General features: G+C 72.8%; 19 protein-coding genes and 1 riboswitch. Of the genes, 9 read left to right on the forward strand and 10 right to left on the reverse strand.

Annotation, left to right across the window (positions count from 1 at the left end; genetic code table 11):
• Window positions 1-47: 47 nt before the first annotated feature.
• The 4 genes from AB0L59_RS30765 (at window position 48) to AB0L59_RS30780 (ending at window position 3,749) form a co-directional block, all read left to right on the forward strand.
• Window positions 48-281: a hypothetical protein gene (locus AB0L59_RS30765; protein WP_362112043.1), complete on the forward strand. Its 234-nt coding sequence runs from the start codon at window positions 48-50 to the stop codon at window positions 279-281.
• Window positions 282-297: 16 nt separating this feature from the next.
• Window positions 298-1,128, forward strand: coding sequence for an SURF1 family protein (locus AB0L59_RS30770; protein ID WP_365589899.1), 831 nt, complete (start codon window positions 298-300; stop codon window positions 1,126-1,128).
• Between the two features lie 75 nt (window positions 1,129-1,203).
• Window positions 1,204-2,988, forward strand: coding sequence for a glycoside hydrolase family 15 protein (locus AB0L59_RS30775; RefSeq protein WP_365589900.1), 1,785 nt, complete (start codon window positions 1,204-1,206; stop codon window positions 2,986-2,988).
• Window positions 2,989-2,993: 5 nt separating this feature from the next.
• Window positions 2,994-3,749: an SDR family oxidoreductase gene (locus AB0L59_RS30780; protein ID WP_365589901.1), complete on the forward strand. Its 756-nt coding sequence runs from the start codon at window positions 2,994-2,996 to the stop codon at window positions 3,747-3,749.
• A 30-nt stretch (window positions 3,750-3,779) separates the two neighbouring features.
• Here AB0L59_RS30780 and amaP read toward each other — a convergent pair whose 3' ends face one another.
• The 4 genes from amaP to AB0L59_RS30800 all read right to left on the reverse strand — a co-directional run bounded on the left by amaP (window position 3,780) and on the right by AB0L59_RS30800 (window position 6,095).
• Window positions 3,780-4,361, reverse strand: coding sequence for an alkaline shock response membrane anchor protein AmaP (gene amaP / locus AB0L59_RS30785; protein WP_365589902.1), 582 nt, complete (start codon window positions 4,359-4,361; stop codon window positions 3,780-3,782).
• A 5-nt stretch (window positions 4,362-4,366) separates the two neighbouring features.
• Entirely contained in the window at window positions 4,367-4,984 is a 618-nt protein-coding gene (locus tag AB0L59_RS30790) for a DUF6286 domain-containing protein (RefSeq protein WP_365590009.1), read from the reverse strand.
• 394 nt (window positions 4,985-5,378) lie between these two features.
• The gene (locus AB0L59_RS30795; protein WP_365589903.1) at window positions 5,379-5,573 is read right to left on the reverse strand and encodes a hypothetical protein; all 195 of its coding nucleotides are present in this window, start codon (window positions 5,571-5,573) and stop codon (window positions 5,379-5,381) included.
• A 48-nt stretch (window positions 5,574-5,621) separates the two neighbouring features.
• On the reverse strand, window positions 5,622-6,095 hold the full coding sequence (locus AB0L59_RS30800; protein WP_365589904.1) for an Asp23/Gls24 family envelope stress response protein: 474 nt from the start codon (window positions 6,093-6,095) through the stop codon (window positions 5,622-5,624).
• A gap of 96 nt (window positions 6,096-6,191) precedes the next feature.
• On the opposite strand from AB0L59_RS30800, the gene AB0L59_RS30805 reads away from it, so the two are divergent.
• Window positions 6,192-6,914: a nucleopolyhedrovirus P10 family protein gene (locus AB0L59_RS30805; protein ID WP_365589905.1), complete on the forward strand. Its 723-nt coding sequence runs from the start codon at window positions 6,192-6,194 to the stop codon at window positions 6,912-6,914.
• Window positions 6,915-6,942: 28 nt separating this feature from the next.
• Here AB0L59_RS30805 and AB0L59_RS30810 read toward each other — a convergent pair whose 3' ends face one another.
• The 3 genes from AB0L59_RS30810 to AB0L59_RS30820 form a co-directional block, all read right to left on the reverse strand.
• Window positions 6,943-7,746, reverse strand: coding sequence for an enoyl-CoA hydratase/isomerase family protein (locus AB0L59_RS30810; protein WP_365589906.1), 804 nt, complete (start codon window positions 7,744-7,746; stop codon window positions 6,943-6,945).
• A gap of 129 nt (window positions 7,747-7,875) precedes the next feature.
• Complete coding sequence (locus tag AB0L59_RS30815; protein WP_004002281.1) at window positions 7,876-8,097, reverse strand: helix-turn-helix domain-containing protein; 222 nt, start codon at window positions 8,095-8,097, stop codon at window positions 7,876-7,878.
• Between the two features lie 345 nt (window positions 8,098-8,442).
• On the reverse strand, window positions 8,443-10,041 hold the full coding sequence (locus AB0L59_RS30820; protein ID WP_365589907.1) for an ABC-F family ATP-binding cassette domain-containing protein: 1,599 nt from the start codon (window positions 10,039-10,041) through the stop codon (window positions 8,443-8,445).
• Window positions 10,042-10,648: 607 nt separating this feature from the next.
• Here AB0L59_RS30820 and AB0L59_RS30825 point away from each other — a divergent pair.
• On the forward strand, window positions 10,649-11,062 hold the full coding sequence (locus AB0L59_RS30825) for a VOC family protein (protein WP_365589908.1): 414 nt from the start codon (window positions 10,649-10,651) through the stop codon (window positions 11,060-11,062).
• A gap of 16 nt (window positions 11,063-11,078) precedes the next feature.
• Here AB0L59_RS30825 and AB0L59_RS30830 read toward each other — a convergent pair whose 3' ends face one another.
• The 3 genes from AB0L59_RS30830 to AB0L59_RS30840 all read right to left on the reverse strand — a co-directional run bounded on the left by AB0L59_RS30830 (window position 11,079) and on the right by AB0L59_RS30840 (window position 14,614).
• Window positions 11,079-12,545 (reverse strand): hypothetical protein, encoded by a 1,467-nt coding sequence (locus tag AB0L59_RS30830; RefSeq protein ID WP_365589909.1) that lies wholly within the window; start codon window positions 12,543-12,545, stop codon window positions 11,079-11,081.
• Between the two features lie 169 nt (window positions 12,546-12,714).
• Complete coding sequence (locus AB0L59_RS30835; protein WP_365590010.1) at window positions 12,715-13,842, reverse strand: alpha/beta fold hydrolase; 1,128 nt, start codon at window positions 13,840-13,842, stop codon at window positions 12,715-12,717.
• A 109-nt stretch (window positions 13,843-13,951) separates the two neighbouring features.
• A complete protein-coding gene (locus tag AB0L59_RS30840) occupies window positions 13,952-14,614 on the reverse strand; it encodes a class II aldolase/adducin family protein (RefSeq protein ID WP_365589910.1) in 663 nt (220 codons plus the stop codon).
• A gap of 189 nt (window positions 14,615-14,803) precedes the next feature.
• Here AB0L59_RS30840 and AB0L59_RS30845 point away from each other — a divergent pair, with 189 nt between their 5' ends.
• From AB0L59_RS30845 to AB0L59_RS30855, 3 genes are all read left to right on the forward strand, one after another.
• Complete coding sequence (locus AB0L59_RS30845; protein WP_365589911.1) at window positions 14,804-15,556, forward strand: lysozyme; 753 nt, start codon at window positions 14,804-14,806, stop codon at window positions 15,554-15,556.
• 143 nt (window positions 15,557-15,699) lie between these two features.
• Window positions 15,700-16,950: an inorganic phosphate transporter gene (locus tag AB0L59_RS30850; RefSeq protein WP_365589912.1), complete on the forward strand. Its 1,251-nt coding sequence runs from the start codon at window positions 15,700-15,702 to the stop codon at window positions 16,948-16,950.
• Between the two features lie 34 nt (window positions 16,951-16,984).
• The gene (locus tag AB0L59_RS30855; protein WP_365589913.1) at window positions 16,985-17,212 is read left to right on the forward strand and encodes a hypothetical protein; all 228 of its coding nucleotides are present in this window, start codon (window positions 16,985-16,987) and stop codon (window positions 17,210-17,212) included.
• Between the two features lie 143 nt (window positions 17,213-17,355).
• Window positions 17,356-17,498: riboswitch (cobalamin riboswitch) on the forward strand.
• The last annotated feature ends 36 nt before the right edge of the window (window positions 17,499-17,534 follow it).

A 17,534-nucleotide genomic window follows, 5' to 3' on the forward strand; every position in this document is an offset into this window, starting at 1 on the left:
CCGGAACGGGCTCGCCCTCGGCCCCGCGACGGCTCACCCTGTGGCGCATGGCGAAATGTGAAGTTTGCGGCAATGACTACGGAATGTCTTTCGAGGTCCATGCTCAGGGCTCGGTGCATGTCTTCGACTGCTTCTCCTGTGCGATCCACCGCATGGCCCCCATCTGCGAGCACTGCCGGGTGCAGATCATCGGCCAGGGGGTGGAGGCCGACGGCAAGTGGTACTGCGGGGCTCACTGCGCCCGCGCCGAGGGAAAGGTCGGAATCGTCGACCGGGTGTGACCCGGTACCCGCCTGAATGCACCCCGCGGCGCGGAGGTACCGTCGTGGGGTGCACCGCTACCGCTTCCTGTTGTCCCTCCAGTGGGTCATCCTCACCCTCGTCGCGATCGCGCTGATCCCGACGATGATCAGGCTGGGTATCTGGCAGAAGCACCGGTACGAGGAGCGCACCGCGCGCAACAACCTGGTCTCCTCGGCGCTGCACGCCGAGCCGGTCCCCGTCGAGCGGCTCACCTCCCCCGGGCACGCCGTGACCCGCACCGAGCGGTACCGCACGGTCACCGCGACCGGCACCTTCGACACCGCCAGGGAGGAAGTGGTCCGGCGGCGGACCAACTCCGACGACGAGGTCGGCTTCCACGTGCTCACCCCGTTCGTCCTCGACGACGGCAAGGTGCTGCTCGTCAACCGCGGCTGGATCCCTGCCGACGGCGCCGAGACCGCCTTCCCGAAGATCCCGGCACCGCCGTCCGGCCGGACCACCATCACCGGACGGCTGATGGTTGACGAGACGACCGCGGCGAGTGGCATCAAGAACGTCAAGGGCCTGCCCGACCGGCAGATCATGCTGATCAACAGCGCGGAGGAGACGCACCGCCTGGGCCCGCGGGTGCTCGGCGGCTACGTCGAGCAGACGGCGCCCGCGCCCAAGGGCGGCTCCCCTGAGCAGATCTCCGACCCGGGCAGCGAGGACGCACCACTGAACTACGCGTACATGATCCAGTGGTGGCTGTTCGCCGCGGCCGTCCCGGTCGGCTGGTGGTCCCTGGTGCGCCGGGAGGTCCGCGACCAGGAGGAGGCGGCGGCGGAGCCGAAGCCGGAGGAGACGGAACCGGCCGCCGTCTAGCCGTCCGGACGGACTCGTCACTCCCCCGGCGCACCACCTGATTGGCCCCCTGGTCCGCCGGGAAACCGGAATCCCGTGAACGCGCGCATCGAGGACTATGCCCTCATCGGTGACGAGCAGACCGCCGCGCTGGTGGGCAGGAACGGCTCGATCGACTGGCTGTGCCTGCCCCGGTTCGACTCCGGCGCCTGCTTCGCCCGGCTGCTGGGCGACGAGGACCACGGCTACTGGCGGATCGCCCCCGAGGGCGCGGACACCTGCACGCGCCGCGCCTACCGGCCCGAGACCCTCGTCCTGGACACCGAGTGGGAGACCCCGGAGGGCACGGTCCGCGTCACCGACCTGATGCCGCAACGCGACCGCGTCCCCGACGTCGTACGCATCGTCGAGGGGGTCCGCGGCCGGGTCACCGTCCGCAGCACCCTGCGGCTGCGCTTCGACTACGGCTCGGTCGTGCCGTGGGTGCGGCGCTCCGACGGGCACCGGGTGGCCGTCGCGGGGCCGGACTCGGTCTGGCTGCGCTCCGAGCCGGCCGTGCACACCTGGGGCGAGGACTTCGGCACCCACGCGGAGTTCACCGTCGCCGAGGGCGACCGGGTCGCGTTCGTGCTCACCTGGCACCCCTCGCACGAGCGGCGGCCGCCGCTCAACGACCCTTACGAGTGCCTGCGGAGCACCGTCACCGACTGGCAGCGCTGGGCCCGGCAGTGCCGCTACCAAGGCCCCCACCGGGACGCGGTCGTGCGCTCCCTGATCACCCTCAAGGCCCTCACCTACGCCCCGACCGGCGGGATCGTCGCCGCGGCGACAACCTCCCTGCCGGAGAAACCGGGCGGCGTGCGCAACTGGGACTACCGGTACTGCTGGCTGCGCGACTCCACTCTCACCCTCGGCGCCCTGCTCAGCGCCGGCTACCACGACGAGGCCTCGGCCTGGCGCGACTGGCTGCTGCGCGCGGTCGCGGGCAACCCGGACGACCTGCAGATCATGTACGGGGTCGCGGGCGAACGGCGGCTGTCGGAGTGCGAGCTGCCCTGGCTGCCCGGTTTCGTCGGCTCCTCCCCCGTACGCATCGGCAACGGCGCCGTCGAGCAGCTCCAGCTCGACGTGTACGGGGAGGTGATGGACTCGCTCGCGCTGGCCCGCGACTCGGGCCTGCCCCCGCGGCCGCACATGTGGGCGATGCAGCGCTCCCTGATGGGGTTCCTGGAGTCGCAGTGGCGTCAGCCGGACGAGGGCCTGTGGGAGGTGCGCGGCGGCCGGCAGCAGTTCGTGCACTCCAAGGTGATGGTCTGGGTGGCCGCCGACCGGGCGGTGAAGACGCTGGAGCAGTACGAGGACCTCGAGGGCGATCTGGAGGGCTGGCGCAGACTCCGCGACGAGGTGCACGAGGAGGTGTGCGAGAAAGGGTACGACCCCGAGCGCAACACCTTCACCCAGTACTACGGCTCCCGCGAACTCGACGCCGCCCTGCTGCTCATTCCGCGCGTCGGCTTCCTGCCGCCCGGCGACCCGCGGGTCGTCGGCACGGTCGACGCGATCCGCGACGACCTCGGGCACGGCGGCTTCCTGCGCCGTTACGACACCGAGGACTCGGTGATCGACGGACTGCCGAGCGGCGAGGGTGCCTTCCTCGCCTGCTCCTTCTGGCTGGCCGACGCCCTGCACATGACCGGCCGGACACAGCAGGCGCGGGAGCTGTTCGACCGTCTGGTGGGCCTGGCCAACGACGTGGGCCTGCTGGCCGAGGAGTACGACCCCCTCGACGGCCGCCAGCTGGGCAACTTCCCGCAGGCCTTCAGTCACGTCGGGCTGGTGAACACCGCCCTCACGCTCTTCGGGGACGACCAGGCAGGATAGGGGCCATGGATCTTGGACTGAAGGACCGGGTGTACGTCGTCACCGGGGCGACCCGCGGGCTGGGCAACGCCGCCGCGCGGGAACTCGTCGCCGACGGGGCGAAGGTCGTGATCAGCGGCCGGGACGAGAAGCGGGTGGCCGAGGCCGCCGCCGAACTGGGCCCGAACGCGGTGGGTGCGAGTGTGGACAACGCCGACCCCGAGGCTCCGGAGCGGCTGATCGCCGCCGCCCGCGAGCACTTCGGCGGGTTCGACGGCGTGCTGGTGAGCGTGGGCGGGCCGGCGCCGGGCTTCGTCGCGGACAACACCGACGAGCAGTGGCGGAACGCCTTCGAGTCGGTGTTCCTCGGTGCGGTGCGGCTCGCCCGGGCGGCGGCGGCCGAGCTGGAGCCGGGCGGGGTCATCGCCTTCGTGCTGTCCGCGTCGGTGTACGAGCCGATTCCGGGGCTGACCATCTCCAACGGGCTGCGTCCCGGGCTCGCCGGGTTCGCCAAGTCCCTCGCGGACGAGCTGGGCCCGCGGGGGATCCGGGTGCTGGGGCTGCTGCCGTCGCGCATCGACACGGATCGCGTGCGCGAACTGGACGGGCTGTCCGCGGACCCCGAGGCCACCCGGGCCGCGAACGAGTCCCGGATTCCGCTGCGGAGGTACGGGGCGCCGGAGGAGTTCGGGAAGGTCGCGGCGTTCCTGGTGTCACCGGCCGCGTCCTACTTGAGCGGGATCATGGTGCCCGTGGACGGGGGCATGCGGCACGGGTTCTGAGGGCCTGTCCGCTGCCTCGGGACCGGGCCCTCAAGTGACCCTGTGCGCGCGGTGCTTGACGGTGTGCAGGTCTACCTCCGCCGGCAGTGACGCCACGCCCGCCGACCGGCGGGCGTGGGTCAGGGCGTGGGCGGTGAACCCCTGCAGCGCCTGCGCCGGGTCCGCACCCGGCTCCAGCTGGAGCCGGACCCTGGCCGTGGGCGCCGTACGGCCCCCGCGCAGGAAGACCTCCGCGTGGGCCACGCCCTCCCGCCGCACGGCGTCCTGCGCCAGGGCCGACTCCAGGGCCCGGCCGCGCAGGAGTGCGGACTCGCCGTCGCCGGTGTCGATCACGATCTCGGTCAGCCGGCGCCGGCGCAGCACGGTGGTGAGCCACCACAGGCTCAGCAGGACCAGCACGGCCGGCGCCGCGAGGACCGAGGGCCACCACCACCCGGCGTCCCGCCAGTGGGTGCGTTCGGCCTTGGTGAGCAGGACGTCGTGCGGGCCGGTGTGGATCCACCGGGACGGCGCCGGCGCTCCCAGGCCGACGGCCAGCACCGCGCCGCCGAGCCCCAGCAGGAGCAGGCCGGCGAGGGCCAGCGGAACGCGGTGGAGGCCGTCCCCGCGCATCGCCGTCACCCCTTCCGTCCGGGCCGCGTGACCTGGACGGAGAGCGCGGGCGGGCGGGCCAGGCCGAGGCGCCGGATCGCGTCCGTGAGGACGTTCAGCAGGTCGGCGCGTACGTCGTCCAGGTCACGGAAGTGCGAGACGGCACGGACGTCGACCCGCGTGCGGCGCATCCGCACCCGGACCGAACGGACCCCGGTGACGTCCACGGCCCGGTCGCGCAGCAGGAGTGCCGCCGCCTCGCGCCGGAGCGCGGCGCGGAGGTCGGGGTGCGGGCGCCGCATGGGCAGCAGACCGCGCAGGCCGGGCGTGACCGCGAGGGCGATCAGCCACAGGCCGAGCGCGACGGCGACGGCCGCGCCGGTCAGCACCCAGGCGTCGTCCAGGGGCCGTTCGGCCAGTTGCCGGGCCAGTGCCCGGCGCCAGTGCATCGCGGGGCGGTGGGCGCGCACGGCGGCGATGTCGTACAGCAGCAGGCCGGCGCCGGCCAGCAGCACGATCGCGACCGCGGCGGCCGGGACGCGGCGCGGCGACCAGAAACGGCCGCTGCTCTCGGCGCCGGTGGGCGGGGTGGTGCCGGGTTCCTTGTCGAGGGTCGGGGTGGTCGTCGGCGGCTCGCTCGTCACGCCCTCCCGGGCGGGTGCCGGGTGCAGCCGTTCGACCTGGACGGCAACCTCGGGCACCGCCATGTGCACCAACGCGCTTACCCGCTCGGCGACATGGCGACGCACGGCGGCGCAGTGGGCGCCGATGTCACAGGGGTAGCCGAGTTCGAGGTGAACGCGCACACGGGCCGAGTCCATGGGGATCCCCCCGCTCGCGCCAAGCCGGGAGTGCGGGAGGACGACGACCGTGGCGTGCGGGGCGGCCGCGCCGGGGGGCAGCGGCGCCAGGGCCTCCCAGGCGGCCTGCGCGGCGATCTTCGCCACGACCCGGTCGGCGATCCGGGTGGCGCCGCGCTCGCCCGGCGGCACGAGGGCCGACGGCGGGCCGGCCGCACCGGTCTCGGCGGTCACCGGGTCACCGCCGCCGGTCGCGCCGGCCGTCGCGGATGCGGAAGAAGTCACCCGTGTCCAGGTCGCCCTCCGCCAACCGGCCGACGACGAACCCGATCGCGCCCAGCGCAGCCACCAGCAGGAAGGCGGCGAAGCCGCCGAAGTACCCGGCGAAGCCCAGCGCCATCCCGGCGATCATGCCGACCACGGCCATGCTCATGCAGCGCTCCTCAGCTCGTCGGGGGTGCGGAGTCGGTTCGCCGGCGGGTCACTGGATCCGGGGCGGCTCGGGCTCCTCGTCCTCTTCCTCGGGCAGTTTCACATCGCTGACCGCGATGTTGACCTCGACGACCTCGAGACCGGTCATGCGTTCCACCGCGGCGATCACGTTCTCCCGTACGGCGCGGGCGACATCGGCGATCGAGACGCCGTAGTCCACGACGATCTCCAGGTCCAGTGCCGTCTGCACCTCGCCGACCTCGGCCTTCACGCCCCGCGTCACCGACTTGGAGCCGCCCGGCACCCGGTCGCGCACCGCGCCGAAGGTGCGGGCCAGGCCGCTGCCCATGGTGTGGACGCCGACCACGTCCCGGGCCGCGAGACCCGCGATCTTCTCCACGACGCCGTCGGCGATGGTGGTCCGCCCGCGGGCCGCCGGGTCGCCGCCACCGCGCCGGGTGGTCATGCGCGGCGACGTCTGCGGCTCGAAGTCGCCCTCGCGGGTCGTCGTCATGTCGGTCATCGCCGTACGTTCCTTTCGTCGTCCCCCTCGACCGTCCTCCGCACACGCTATGCAACGTTCCCCGGCGGCGCGCCAGGGATACGGCAGGCTGGAGGAATGACGGCGGACCGGTGGACACAGGCTGTACGGCACCAGGTGGGGCTGGGCAGGCTGCTGCCGCTCGGCGGGCCGCACGAGGGCGCGTGGATCACGGAGGGCGCGGCCCGGGCGGTACTGGAACAGGCGGCGTCGCACGGGGTCCCGGGGCTGCGGCTGGACGCGCTGCGGCTCGCGCTCGCCGATCCCGGCGAGGCGCCCGAGCCCGTCGTACCGGCTCCCCCGAGCGCGCTGCCGCCCGGCCCGCTGCGGCTGACGGCGGATTTCGCAGCGCCGGCCGCGGAGCCGCTGCGGGAGGTGGCGTCCCGGTTGCGGCTGACGCTGGCGACGGCGGCGAGGCAGCGGCTCGGGCTCGTGGTGACGGACGTGGATCTGCGGGTCACCGATCTGCTGGACGCGGCGGCGCCGGCCGCACACATGCGTGCGCCACGGCCCGTACGCGCGCGGGAGGCCACGGACCCGGACGAGGCCCGGGTGGCCGCGGCCGCGCTGTCCGTCCCCGGGGTGACCGGGCTGACGGGTTCGCTCGGCGGGCTGGGCCGGGCGGTGCAGGTGCGGGAACGCACGGCCGGCGGGGCGCTCCCGCACCGGCACGTGTGCGTGGAGCTGACGACCGGCGGGGACCGGCGAGCCCTTGACGTGGCCCGGCGGGTCCGCACGGCCGTGAGGGATGCGCTGGAGGACCGGCCGACGGTGGCCGTGCTGGTGACAGCGGTCGGCTGACCAGCGCGGGGCGCCTTCCGGCGCAGGCTCATTCGCCCAGGCCGGCCAGATCCCGGAGGCGGCGTGCCTGAGCGGCTCGCTCGGCCGCCCGCTGCTCGTCGTACGTACGATCCGCCGCTCCCCGCAGCAACGCCTTGGTCTCCACCACGGCGTCCCGCGGCGCGGCCAGCAGCGCCGCCGCCAAGTCCCGCACGGCCTCGTCCAGTTGAGTGCCGGGCACGGCGATGTTGGCCAGCCCGGACGCGACGGACTCCTCCGCGCCGACGAACCGTCCGGTCGCGCAGATCTCGAGCGCGCGGGCATAGCCGACGAGTCCGACCAGCGGGTGCGTGCCGGTCAGGTCGGGTACGAGGCCGAGGCTGGTCTCGCGCATGGCGAACTGCACGTCGTCCGCCACGACCCGCAGGTCGCACGCGAGCGCGAGCTGGAAGCCGGCCCCGATGGCGTGCCCCTGGACGGCGGCGATGGACACGATGTCGTTGCGCCGCCACCAGGTGAACGCCTCCTGGAACTCGGCGATGCTCGCGTCGAGCCCGGCGTCGTCACGGCGCGCGAGTTCGATGAAGGTCGCCTCGCCCGGGATCCCCTCCGGGGTGAACATCTGCCGGTCGAGACCGGCGGAGAAGGACCTGCCCTCACCGCGCAGCACGACGACACGGACGGAGCCCGGCAGCAGCCGGCCGGCCTCGCCGAGCGCCCGCCACAGAGCGGGGCTCTGCGCGTTGCGCTTGGCCGGGTTGGTCAGCGTCACCGTGGCGAGCGCGTCGTCGACGGTGAGCCGTACGCCGTCCTTGTCGAGTACAGGAGCGAGGTCCTGGTCGGGCGAAGCCATGGGGCGCCTCCGGTGGGTGCGGTCATCACGCAGTGCCGTTACGGCATGCTAAGTGACTGCACAGTAACCACCCGGCCGGTCAGACTGACGGCCGGGTGGCCACCATCGAAGACGATGGGCCGCCCGAAGTCAGGACGATGCGGCCTTCTTGCCCCGCGTCGCTCCGCCACGCCCACGAAGCGTGACGCCCGACTCGCTGAGCATCCGGTGTACGAAGCCATACGAGCGGCCGGTCTCCTCGGCCAGCGCCCGGATGCTCGCACCGGAGTCGTACTTTTTCTTCAGGTCTGCCGCGAGCTTGTCGCGCGCGGCGCCGGTCACCCGGCTGCCCTTCTTCAGAGTCTCGGCCACCCGTGCCTCCTCATGGGAAGTGCGCTCTGGTCCCCTCATGATCACCCCTCTTGGGCGTGATGGCCACCCATTCGGCAAGGTCCGTGAGACATCGTTGTGACGACAGGAGTGGATCCCCACAAGGGGAATCAAGGATTCCAAGGGGTGGTGTCGGCGGAGCCGAACGGGTGGTTCAGGGAAGTGCCAGGTCAGCGACGCGAAGCAGCCGATCCCTTGGCACGCAAGGGATCGGCCGGAAAATCCGTGTACGACACACCCCGATACGAGGAGATCTCACACAGATGATGGATCACGGATGAGCCGAATGATCCATACGCAGTGGATCAACGGCGATCGGGCCCGCGGTCACGCCAGGGCGACGAGGTCCGCGTAGTCGGAGCCCCACAGGTCCTCGACACCGTCCGGCAGCAGGATGATCCGCTCCGGCTGGAGCGCCTCGACGGCGCCCTCGTCGTGGGTGACGAGGACGACCGCGCCCTTGTAGGTGCGCAGGGCGCCGAGGATCTCCTCGCGGCTCGCGGGGTCGAGGTTGTTGGTCGGCTCGTCGAGGAGGAGCACGTTCGCCGAGGAGACGACCAGGGTCGCCAGCGCGAGACGGGTCTTCTCCCCACCGGAGAGGACACCGGCCGGCTTGTCCACGTCGTCGCCGGAGAACAGGAACGAGCCCAGCACCTTGCGGACCTCGACCAGGTCCATGTCGGGGGCGGCCGAGCGCATGTTCTCCAGGACCGTGCGGTCGGCGTCCAGGGTCTCGTGCTCCTGGGCGTAGTAGCCCAGCTTGAGACCGTGACCGGGGACGACCTCGCCGGTGTCCGGCTTCTCGACGCCGGCGAGCAGGCGCAGGAGCGTGGTCTTGCCGGCGCCGTTGAGGCCGAGGATGACGACCCTGGAGCCCTTGTCGATCGCGAGGTCGACGTCGGTGAAGATCTCCAGCGAGCCGTACGACTTCGACAGGGCCTCGGCCGTCAGCGGGGTCTTGCCGCAGGGCGCGGGCTCCGGGAAGCGCAGCTTGGCGACCTTGTCGGACATCCGGACCTCGTCGAGGCCGGAGAGCAGCTTCTCGGCGCGGCGGGCCATGTTCTGCGCGGCGACCGTCTTGGTGGCCTTGGCGCGCATCTTGTCGGCCTGGGCGTTGAGGGCGGCGGCCTTCTTCTCGGCGTTGGCCCGCTCCCGCTTGCGGCGCTTCTCGTCGGCCTCGCGCTGCTGCTGGTAGAGCTTCCAGCCCATGTTGTAGATGTCGATCGTGGACCGGTTGGCGTCCAGGTAGAAGACCTTGTTGACCACGGTGTCGACGAGATCGACGTCGTGGCTGATGACGATGAAGCCGCCGCGGTAGGTCTTCAGGTAGTCCCGCAGCCAGATGATCGAGTCCGCGTCGAGGTGGTTGGTCGGCTCGTCCAGCAGCAGGGTGTCCGCGTCGGAGAACAGGATGCGGGCCAGCTCGATACGACGGCGCTGACCACCGGAGAGGGTGTGCAGCGGCTGACCGAGGACGCGGTCGGGCAGGTTGAGCGCGGCGGCGATGGTGGCGGCCTCGGCCTCGGCGGCGTACCCGCCCTTGGTGAGGAACTCCGTCTCCTGGCGCTCGTACTGCTTCAGGGCCTTCTCGCGGGTGGCGCCCTTGCCGTTGGCGATCCGCTCCTCGTTCTCGCGCATCTTGCGGATCAGCACGTCGAGGCCGCGCGCGGACAGGACGCGGTCACGGGCGAGGACGTCCAGGTCCCCGGTACGGGGGTCCTGCGGGAGGTAGCCGACCTCGCCGGAGCGGGTGATCTGGCCGGCGGCCGGGATGCCCTCGCCGGCCAGGCACTTGGTGAGGGTGGTCTTGCCGGCGCCGTTACGGCCGACGAGGCCGATGCGGTCGCCCTTGGCGACGCGGAAGCTGGCGTTCTCGATGAGGACGCGCGCACCGGCGCGCAGCTCGATACCGGAGGCGGAGATCACGGACAGACTCCAGGGCGTACAGGGATTGGCGGGTGGGCGGCTGAGGACGTTCCCGCCGTCTAATGCGCGAGGAGAATGGCCATGGGGAGAAGTCTAACGGGGGCGTGCAAGCGGTTTTTCTACGTCCGCGCGTTCGGTTCGTTACGTGGAAGATCGTCGCCGGGCGGTGGGTGGCCGGGTCCGGTCCGCCCTGAGCGCCCGGGCCACGGCGGCTCAGGCAGCTCGTCCACCGGGTGCCGTGCCGGCCGAGGTGGTCGCTCCAAGCTCCCGCGGCAAGGAAACGGGCGCTGGGGGCCGGGTGCGGTGAGTCACCGACGGTGCGGCGGATCACACGGGGGAAGGGGAGGCGGGGCACTGGAAACCGGATGCGGTGCGTCGCCGGGGCCGGGGGTGTCCTCCGGTTGCCGCGCCGGCGTGTGGGCGGACGCGGCGGGCATGCGGGACGAGTCGACCGGGCGGCCACTGATCAGCGGCGGTGGCGGATCCGGCCGGGCTGCCGGACCCCGGCGGCATGAGGCAGAGCGGCACGTTCCGCCGAGGCGTTGTCAGTGGTGGCTGCAAGACTGAACGGGACCCCACAGAACCGGCGCAGGAAGGAGTGGTCGGCATGGCAGGCCTGGGCGGTGGACGGCCGAGCATCTATCCCTCGCTGTTGTACGCGGACGCGAAGGCGGCGATCAAGCAGCTGACGGAGGGCCTCGGCTTCACCGAGCTGTCGGTGTACGAGACGGAGGACGGCACGGTGATGCACGCCGAGCTGGTCCAGGGCAACGGCGCGGTGATGATCGGTTCCAAGGGCCGGGGCGGCCGCTTCGACGCGGCGATGAAGGACGCAGGGCCCACCGGGGTGTACGTCGTCGTGGACGATGTCGACGCCCACCACCAGCGGGCCCTGGAGCACGGTGTGGAGATCCTGATGCCCCCGACCGACCAGGACTACGGCTCGCGGGACTACATGGCCCGGGACGCCGAGGGCAACATCTGGAGCTTCGGCACGTACGCCCCGGAGATCGGCGTCTGAGCGGCCCCCGCGCCGCTCATCCCCCGGTGTGCACCTGGAAGGCGGCCCGCCGCACGGCCTTGGCCAGGGCCGGGTCGGGATGCGCGGCGGCGAGCGCGACCAGAACCTGCACGGTGCGCGGGTGACCGACGACGCGGACCTCGTCGAGCAGCTGGGGGACGGTGGACTGCACCGCGGACTCCAGGTGCCGGACCAGCATCGGCGACTCGCCGTGGTCGGCGACGGCGGCGGCGGTGTCCACCCACAGCCAGGTCGCCTCCTCCCGGGTGAGGACCTCGTGGGCGTCCTCCGGGTCGATGCCGTCGTGCTCGGCGAGCCAGAGCAGGGCGTACGGTCTGAGGGCGGGCTCGTCCACCACGGCGCGTACGTCGGGCTCGGCGGGGGCGCCGACGACACGCAGCGCCTCGAAGGCCAGGCCACGCAGCAGGGCGTCCTCGCCACGCGCGGCATGGATCAGCTCGGTGACGGCGTCGCCGACGGTGCGGGCGGCGAGCCAGGCGCGGTACTCGGCGCGGGCGGCGTTGGGGCGGAGCTGGGCGCAGCCGCGGAGCATGTCCTCGGCGGCCTGCTCGATGTTGCCGGCCGGGCTCTGCGCGGCCACGCAGATCTGCTCCAGCTTGACCCACACCGCCCAGCTGCCCAGCGGAGTGAGGGTGGCGTGGCCGTCGCCGTAGGTCAGCGCGCCGACGGCGGCCAGGGCCCGCAGCGCCCAGTCCAGGAGCGGCTCGAGCGGGGTGTCGCCGGCGGGTGCGGGGTCTTCCGGCGCGGCGGGCGCGTGGGCCGGGCCGGAGGAGCCGGCCGCCGGGCGCACGGGCCCGGATCCGGTGGGCTGTGCGGCGACCGGCTCGTAGGGCACCTCGCAGCGCTCGGTGCGCAGCTCGGTGACCCGCTGCTGGAGGAGGTCGAGCAACTGGTCGACGGGGACGGGCCCGGCGGACAGCTGGAGGAAGGACAGCACCTGGGGCATGGCCGAGACGACCTCGGCGACGGCGGCCGGCTCGTGCTCCTCGGGTTCCGGGGAGGCGAGTGACCAGGCGTCGAAGAGGGCGACCCAGCCGCGCAGCACGGCACTGTCGTCGCGGTCCCAGGCACGCAGCCGCCAGCCGGGGCGCGCGCTGTCGCCGTGCACCTCGACGAGTCCGGCGAGGCGGGCGGTGTCCCAGTCGGCGCGGACCTGAGCGGCGCTCAGCCCCAGGTCGGCGGCGGCGCGTTCGGCGGTGGCGTCGGAGAGGGTGGCCTTGCCGTCGGCGGTGGCGCCGTCGCTGCCGGGGCCGAGAGCGGCGTCGGCCCAGCGAGCCACGCGCACCGGGCCGGCCAGCCCGGTGCGGGCCATTCCGGCCAGTTCCGCGGGGGCGGGGGTGCCCTCCGGCGGCCGGGGTGCGGGGCGGCGCGGGCGCCGCTGGTTCACAGCTCTGGGGGCGGCGGCCAGGGGTCGCGGTCGGACGAGTCGGAGCCTGGAGTCGCGCGGGATACGGGACGTCACGGGTGCAGTCTTCCGGTTGACGGTCCGAAAACCCAAACGGAATGTCACGGCGGGCGACGGGGCTGGCCAAGGCACGGGGTTCGGTACGGGGCGAGGACCATGATCAGGCCAGTCGTACGGCCTTAAACGGAATGGGCGGCACCGGGTCCCGGGCCGACGGGGAAGGCGGTCACACCAGCGGCGTCATGAAGCGGCGCAGCCGCTCCTGGTACTCCTCCGGGTCGGCGTTCCACATCGCGGCGTGCGGGGCGCGCTCCACGGTGTGCAGGGCGACCAGATCGGCGCGGCGGTCGGCGAGACGGCGGGAGAACTCCCAGGGGGCCACCTGGTCGTCGGGGCCGTGGAAGATCAGGGTCGGTACGGCGAGCCGGTCGGGGTCGGTGATCTCGGCGACCCGGTCGGCGTTCAGCCCGGCCCGGCCCTGCGCGGCCCGCACGGCGAGCGGCAGCAGCGGCTGCGGGGTGTGGCGGGCCCGGGCGAGGGCGCGCAGCGTGGCCTCCCAGCTGAGCACCGGGGAGTCGAGGACCAGTCCGGCGATGCGCTCGCGTACCGCGGAGTGCTCGGCGGCGCGCAGGGCCATGGTGGCGCCGGTGGACCAGCCGAGCAGGACGACCCGGCGGGCGCCGTAGCGGACGGCGTAGCGGATCGCGGCGTCCAGGTCGCGCCACTCGGTCTCGCCGAGGTGGTTGAGGCCGTCCGGCGGGCGCGGGGCGCCGAGGTCGCCCCGGTAGGCGAGCGCGAGGACCGGCACCCGGCGGGCGTGCAGGGGTGCCATGAGGTTCATGGCCTGTTCGCGGGTGGTGCCGAGGCCGTGCACGGCGATCACCCAGGTGTCCCGGGCCCCGGGCACGAACCAGGCGGGCAGTTCGCCCAGTTCGCCGGGCACGTCGATGTCGGCGTGGTCGAGGCCGAGGGCGGTGGACGGGTTGCCGATGTACAGGTTCGGGGTGAGCCACACCGCGTCGCCGGCGGCGAGGGCGCCGTGCGTGACGCGCTCCAGGCGGCGAACGACGGTGTCGGCAGCGTGCCGGGCCGCCTCCAGCACGGGGCCGACGACCGCGTGGGAGCCGTCGCCGGCGAGTCCGTAGGTGCCGGGGCGCAGGGAGGCCAGGTCGCGGGTGAGCGTGATCTGGCCGGCGGCCGTACCGTGCACGGTGAGGCGGGGTTCGGTGGGCAGGGGGCGGCCGGCGGGCGCCTTCAGCGCGGCGTCGCTGGCGATCCGGCCGGCGGCGACGGATGCCATGCCGGCGGCCAGGACCGCGGTGAGTCCGGCGGCGGTGGCTGTGACGGTGCGCACGGGTCCAGTCTCGTGGGGGTTGCCGTCACCGGCCAGCCGAGCGCGGTTGCGGCGGAGCAGGGTGAGCGGAAGGGAGAGGGAACGGAACAAGGTACTGCGCTGCAAGATGTCACCTCCGTTGGCCGTACCCCTTCAAGCGTTCCCCGACCTCGGCCAGTTGTGCCTCGGTCAGCAGGGACGGGGTCAGACCCGGCGCGGACGACGCCGTCAGCCACAGGCGGCACATCCACTCCAGCTGGGCGGTGCGGTCGTAGGCCTGGTCGAGAGAGGCGCCGTAGGTGATCGTGCCGTGGTTCTGCAGGAGGCAGCCGGAGCGGCCGGCCAGGGCGCGCAGCATGTACTCGGCCAGCTCGTCGGTGCCGTAGGTGGCGTAGGGGGCGACGCGGACGGGGCCGCCGAGGGCCGCGGCCATGTAGTGGACCAGGGGCAGCTCGGGCACGAGCATGGAGACCGCCGTCGCGTGCACGGCGTGGGTGTGGACGACCGCGCGGGCGTCGGTGCTGCGGTAGACGGCGAGGTGCATGGGCAGCTCGCTGGTCGGCACCAGCGTGCCGAGCACCTGGCGTCCGGCGAGGTCGACGCCGGTGATGTCGTCCGGGGTGAGCCGGTCGTACGGCACGCCCGAGGGCGTGGCCAGCACGAGGTCCCCGACGCGTGCCGAGACGTTGCCCGAGGTGCCGACGACCAGCCCGTCGGCTACGGTCCGCCGCGCCGTCGCGACCAGTTCCGCCCAGATCCGTTCGAGTTCCGCGTCCCGCCGCTGTTCCGCCATGCCGCGATCCTGCCAGCCGAGTCGGCGGGGAGAGGGTGGCCGGTCGATTCCCGCCGGAAGCACGTGGCGCCGAACGGGCGTAAGCCGGGGTGAATCGCCGCAGATGTGCGTTGATTCGATGATCGCCGGGCCTTCAATGGTCCCTCTTGCCCGCCGGACGATCCTTCGTCCGCCGACCAGGGGAGACACATGGCCCGTGAACGCAGTCTTCGCCGCCGTCGCGCCGGTGTCCTCGCGGCGGCCGCCGCGGCGCTGGCGCTGGCGGGCACCGCGACCGTGGCGGCCGGACCTCCGGCCCTGGCGTCGGGACTGCCCCGGGGGCACGACGTGTCGTCCCACCAGAAGCACGTCGACTGGCCGGCCGCCCGGTCCAAGGGCGCGCGGTTCGTCTACGTCAAGGCGACCGAGTCCACGGACTACCGCAACCCGTACTTCTCCCGGCAGTACGGCGGTGCGCGCGAGGCGGGACTGATCCGGGGCGCGTACCACTTCGCCCGTCCGGACAGGTCCTCCGGCGCCCGGCAGGCCGCGTACTTCGTGCGGTACGGCGGTGCCTGGCGGGCGGACGGCTGGACGCTGCCGCCGGCGCTCGACATCGAGTACAACCCGTACAGCAGGAAGCACAAGTGCTATGGGCTGGGCAGGACGCGGATGATCCGCTGGATCCGGTCGTTCAGCGACGAGATCAGGCGGGAGACCGGCCGCCGTCCGGTGATCTACACGACGCCCCAGTGGTGGAAGCTGTGCACCGGCAACAGCCGCGCGTTCGCCAGGAGCCACGCCCTGTGGGTCGCCCGGCACAGCGCCCGGCCGGGGGCGCTCCCGGGCGGGTGGCGGTACTGGACCTTCTGGCAGTACGGCACCAAGGGCCGTCTCCCGGGTGACCAGAATCTCTTCAACGGGTCCGCGAGCCGCCTGAGGATCTTCGCGCGAGGCCGGTGACCAAGGGGCGCTTGGGCCGCCGAAGCGAAGCGGAACCCCAACCCTCCACTAAGGACACCCCCAAGCCCGCCCCAGTTCATCTTCCGTTCACCCAGGTTGCCTACGTTCATCCAGCCAATGACCTCGAACGATTGCCTGGGTAAATGGAAAGCTTCTCGCTGATCCTCGCGATAGTGGTTGTAACCGCTCTCGCGTTCGATTTCACGAACGGTTTCCACGACACCGCCAACGCGATGGCCACCACCATCTCCACAGGCGCCCTGAAGCCCAAGATCGCGGTGGCCATGTCCGCCGCCCTCAACCTGGTGGGCGCGTTTCTCTCCGTGGAGGTCGCGAACACGATCTCCAAGGGTCTCGTCGACGAGACCGGCATCCGTCCCGAGGTCATCTTCGCCGCCCTGGTCGGCGCGATCCTCTGGAACTTGCTGACCTGGCTGGTGGGCCTGCCGTCCAGTTCCTCGCACGCCCTGATGGGCGGTCTGATCGGCGCGGCCGTCGCCTCCGCCGGCTTCGGCGCCGTGCACGGTGACGTGCTGGTCACCAAGGTGATCCTGCCTGCGGTCGCCGCGCCGGTCGTGGCGGGCCTCGCCTCGATGCTGGCCACCCGGTTCTCCTACGGCATCGGCGGCAAGGCCGAGGGCGAGGCCACCCGCAAGGGCTACCGCGCCGGCCAGATCGCCTCCGCCGGCCTGGTCTCCCTCGCCCACGGCACCAACGACGCCCAGAAGACGATGGGTGTCATCACCCTCGCGCTGATCGCGGGCGGCGCCATCGCCCCGGGCTCGAACCCTCCCACCTGGGTCATCCTCTCCGCCGGCCTCGCCATCGCGCTCGGCACCTACATCGGCGGCTGGCGCATCATCCGCACCATGGGCACGGGCCTGACCGAGCTGGAGCCGCGCCAGGGCTTCGCCGCCCAGACCAGCGCCGCGACCGCCATCCTCGCCTCCTCCCACCTGGGCTTCTCCCTCTCCACCACGCACGTCGTCTCCGGCTCGGTGATGGGCGCCGGTCTCGGCCGCAAGGGCGGGGTGGTCCGCTGGTCCACCGCGACCCGGATGGCCGTCGCCTGGCTGCTCACCCTCCCGGCCGCCGCGCTGGTCGGCGCGGGCGCCGAGTCCGTCACGGAACTCGGCGACTGGGGCACCGCGCTGGTCGCCGTCTTCCTCGTCGCCACGAGCGCCACGATCTGGAAGATCTCCCGCCGCGAGGTCGTCGACCACACCAACGTCGTCGCCGAGCCCGCGGAGCCGGCCGGTGTGGTCACCACCGCCATCGCCGCGGTGGCCCCGCCCCCGGCGGGCACGATCACCGACGACCTGACGGCCACGATCCCCGCCCCGGCCGTCACCGAGTCCGCGCCCGAGGCCGTCCCGCCGGCCGCCACCGTCTGACCCGGCCACCTCCGGTTACCAAGGAAGCATCCCCATGAAGATCGACTGGTCGGCCATCGGCTCCGTCTTCGGTGTCAGCCTCGTGTTCACCGTGGCCCTGGTGGCCCTGTTCACCCTCGGCGTGAGCGGACTGGCCCGGCGCGAGAAGGCCGCGGCCCAGGGCAACTCCGCCTCCCTCGCCGTGACCGGCGCCTACGTCTGCTTCGCCGCCTGCGCGGCGGCGGTGGCGTACGGCATCTACCTGATCGTCGCCAAGGCCTGACGGACCACCACACACCGGGCACCACCAAGGCTCCCCTCCGCGCGTGACGGAGGGGAGCCTTCGCCGTGCCCGGGCGGTCACGGGCTCCCCACGATGTGGGGATCGGCACACTCTCCCCGCGCAGGTCAACGGCAAGTTGACGGCTGTTCCGGGGGCGTGGTGGACTGCCCAGGCCATGTACGGCGGCAGGAGAGGAAGCCGGTGCGAATCCGGCGCGGTCCCGCCACTGTCACCGGGGAAGAACCCCCGGGAGCCAGGAACTCTCACCGCCGAATCTCGTCGAACCAGGGCGCGGACACCCTGAGTGAGGACACAGATCGCC

The organism is Streptomyces sp. NPDC052109 (assembly GCF_040680195.1).
Taxonomy (GTDB): Bacteria; Actinomycetota; Actinomycetes; order Streptomycetales; family Streptomycetaceae; genus Streptomyces.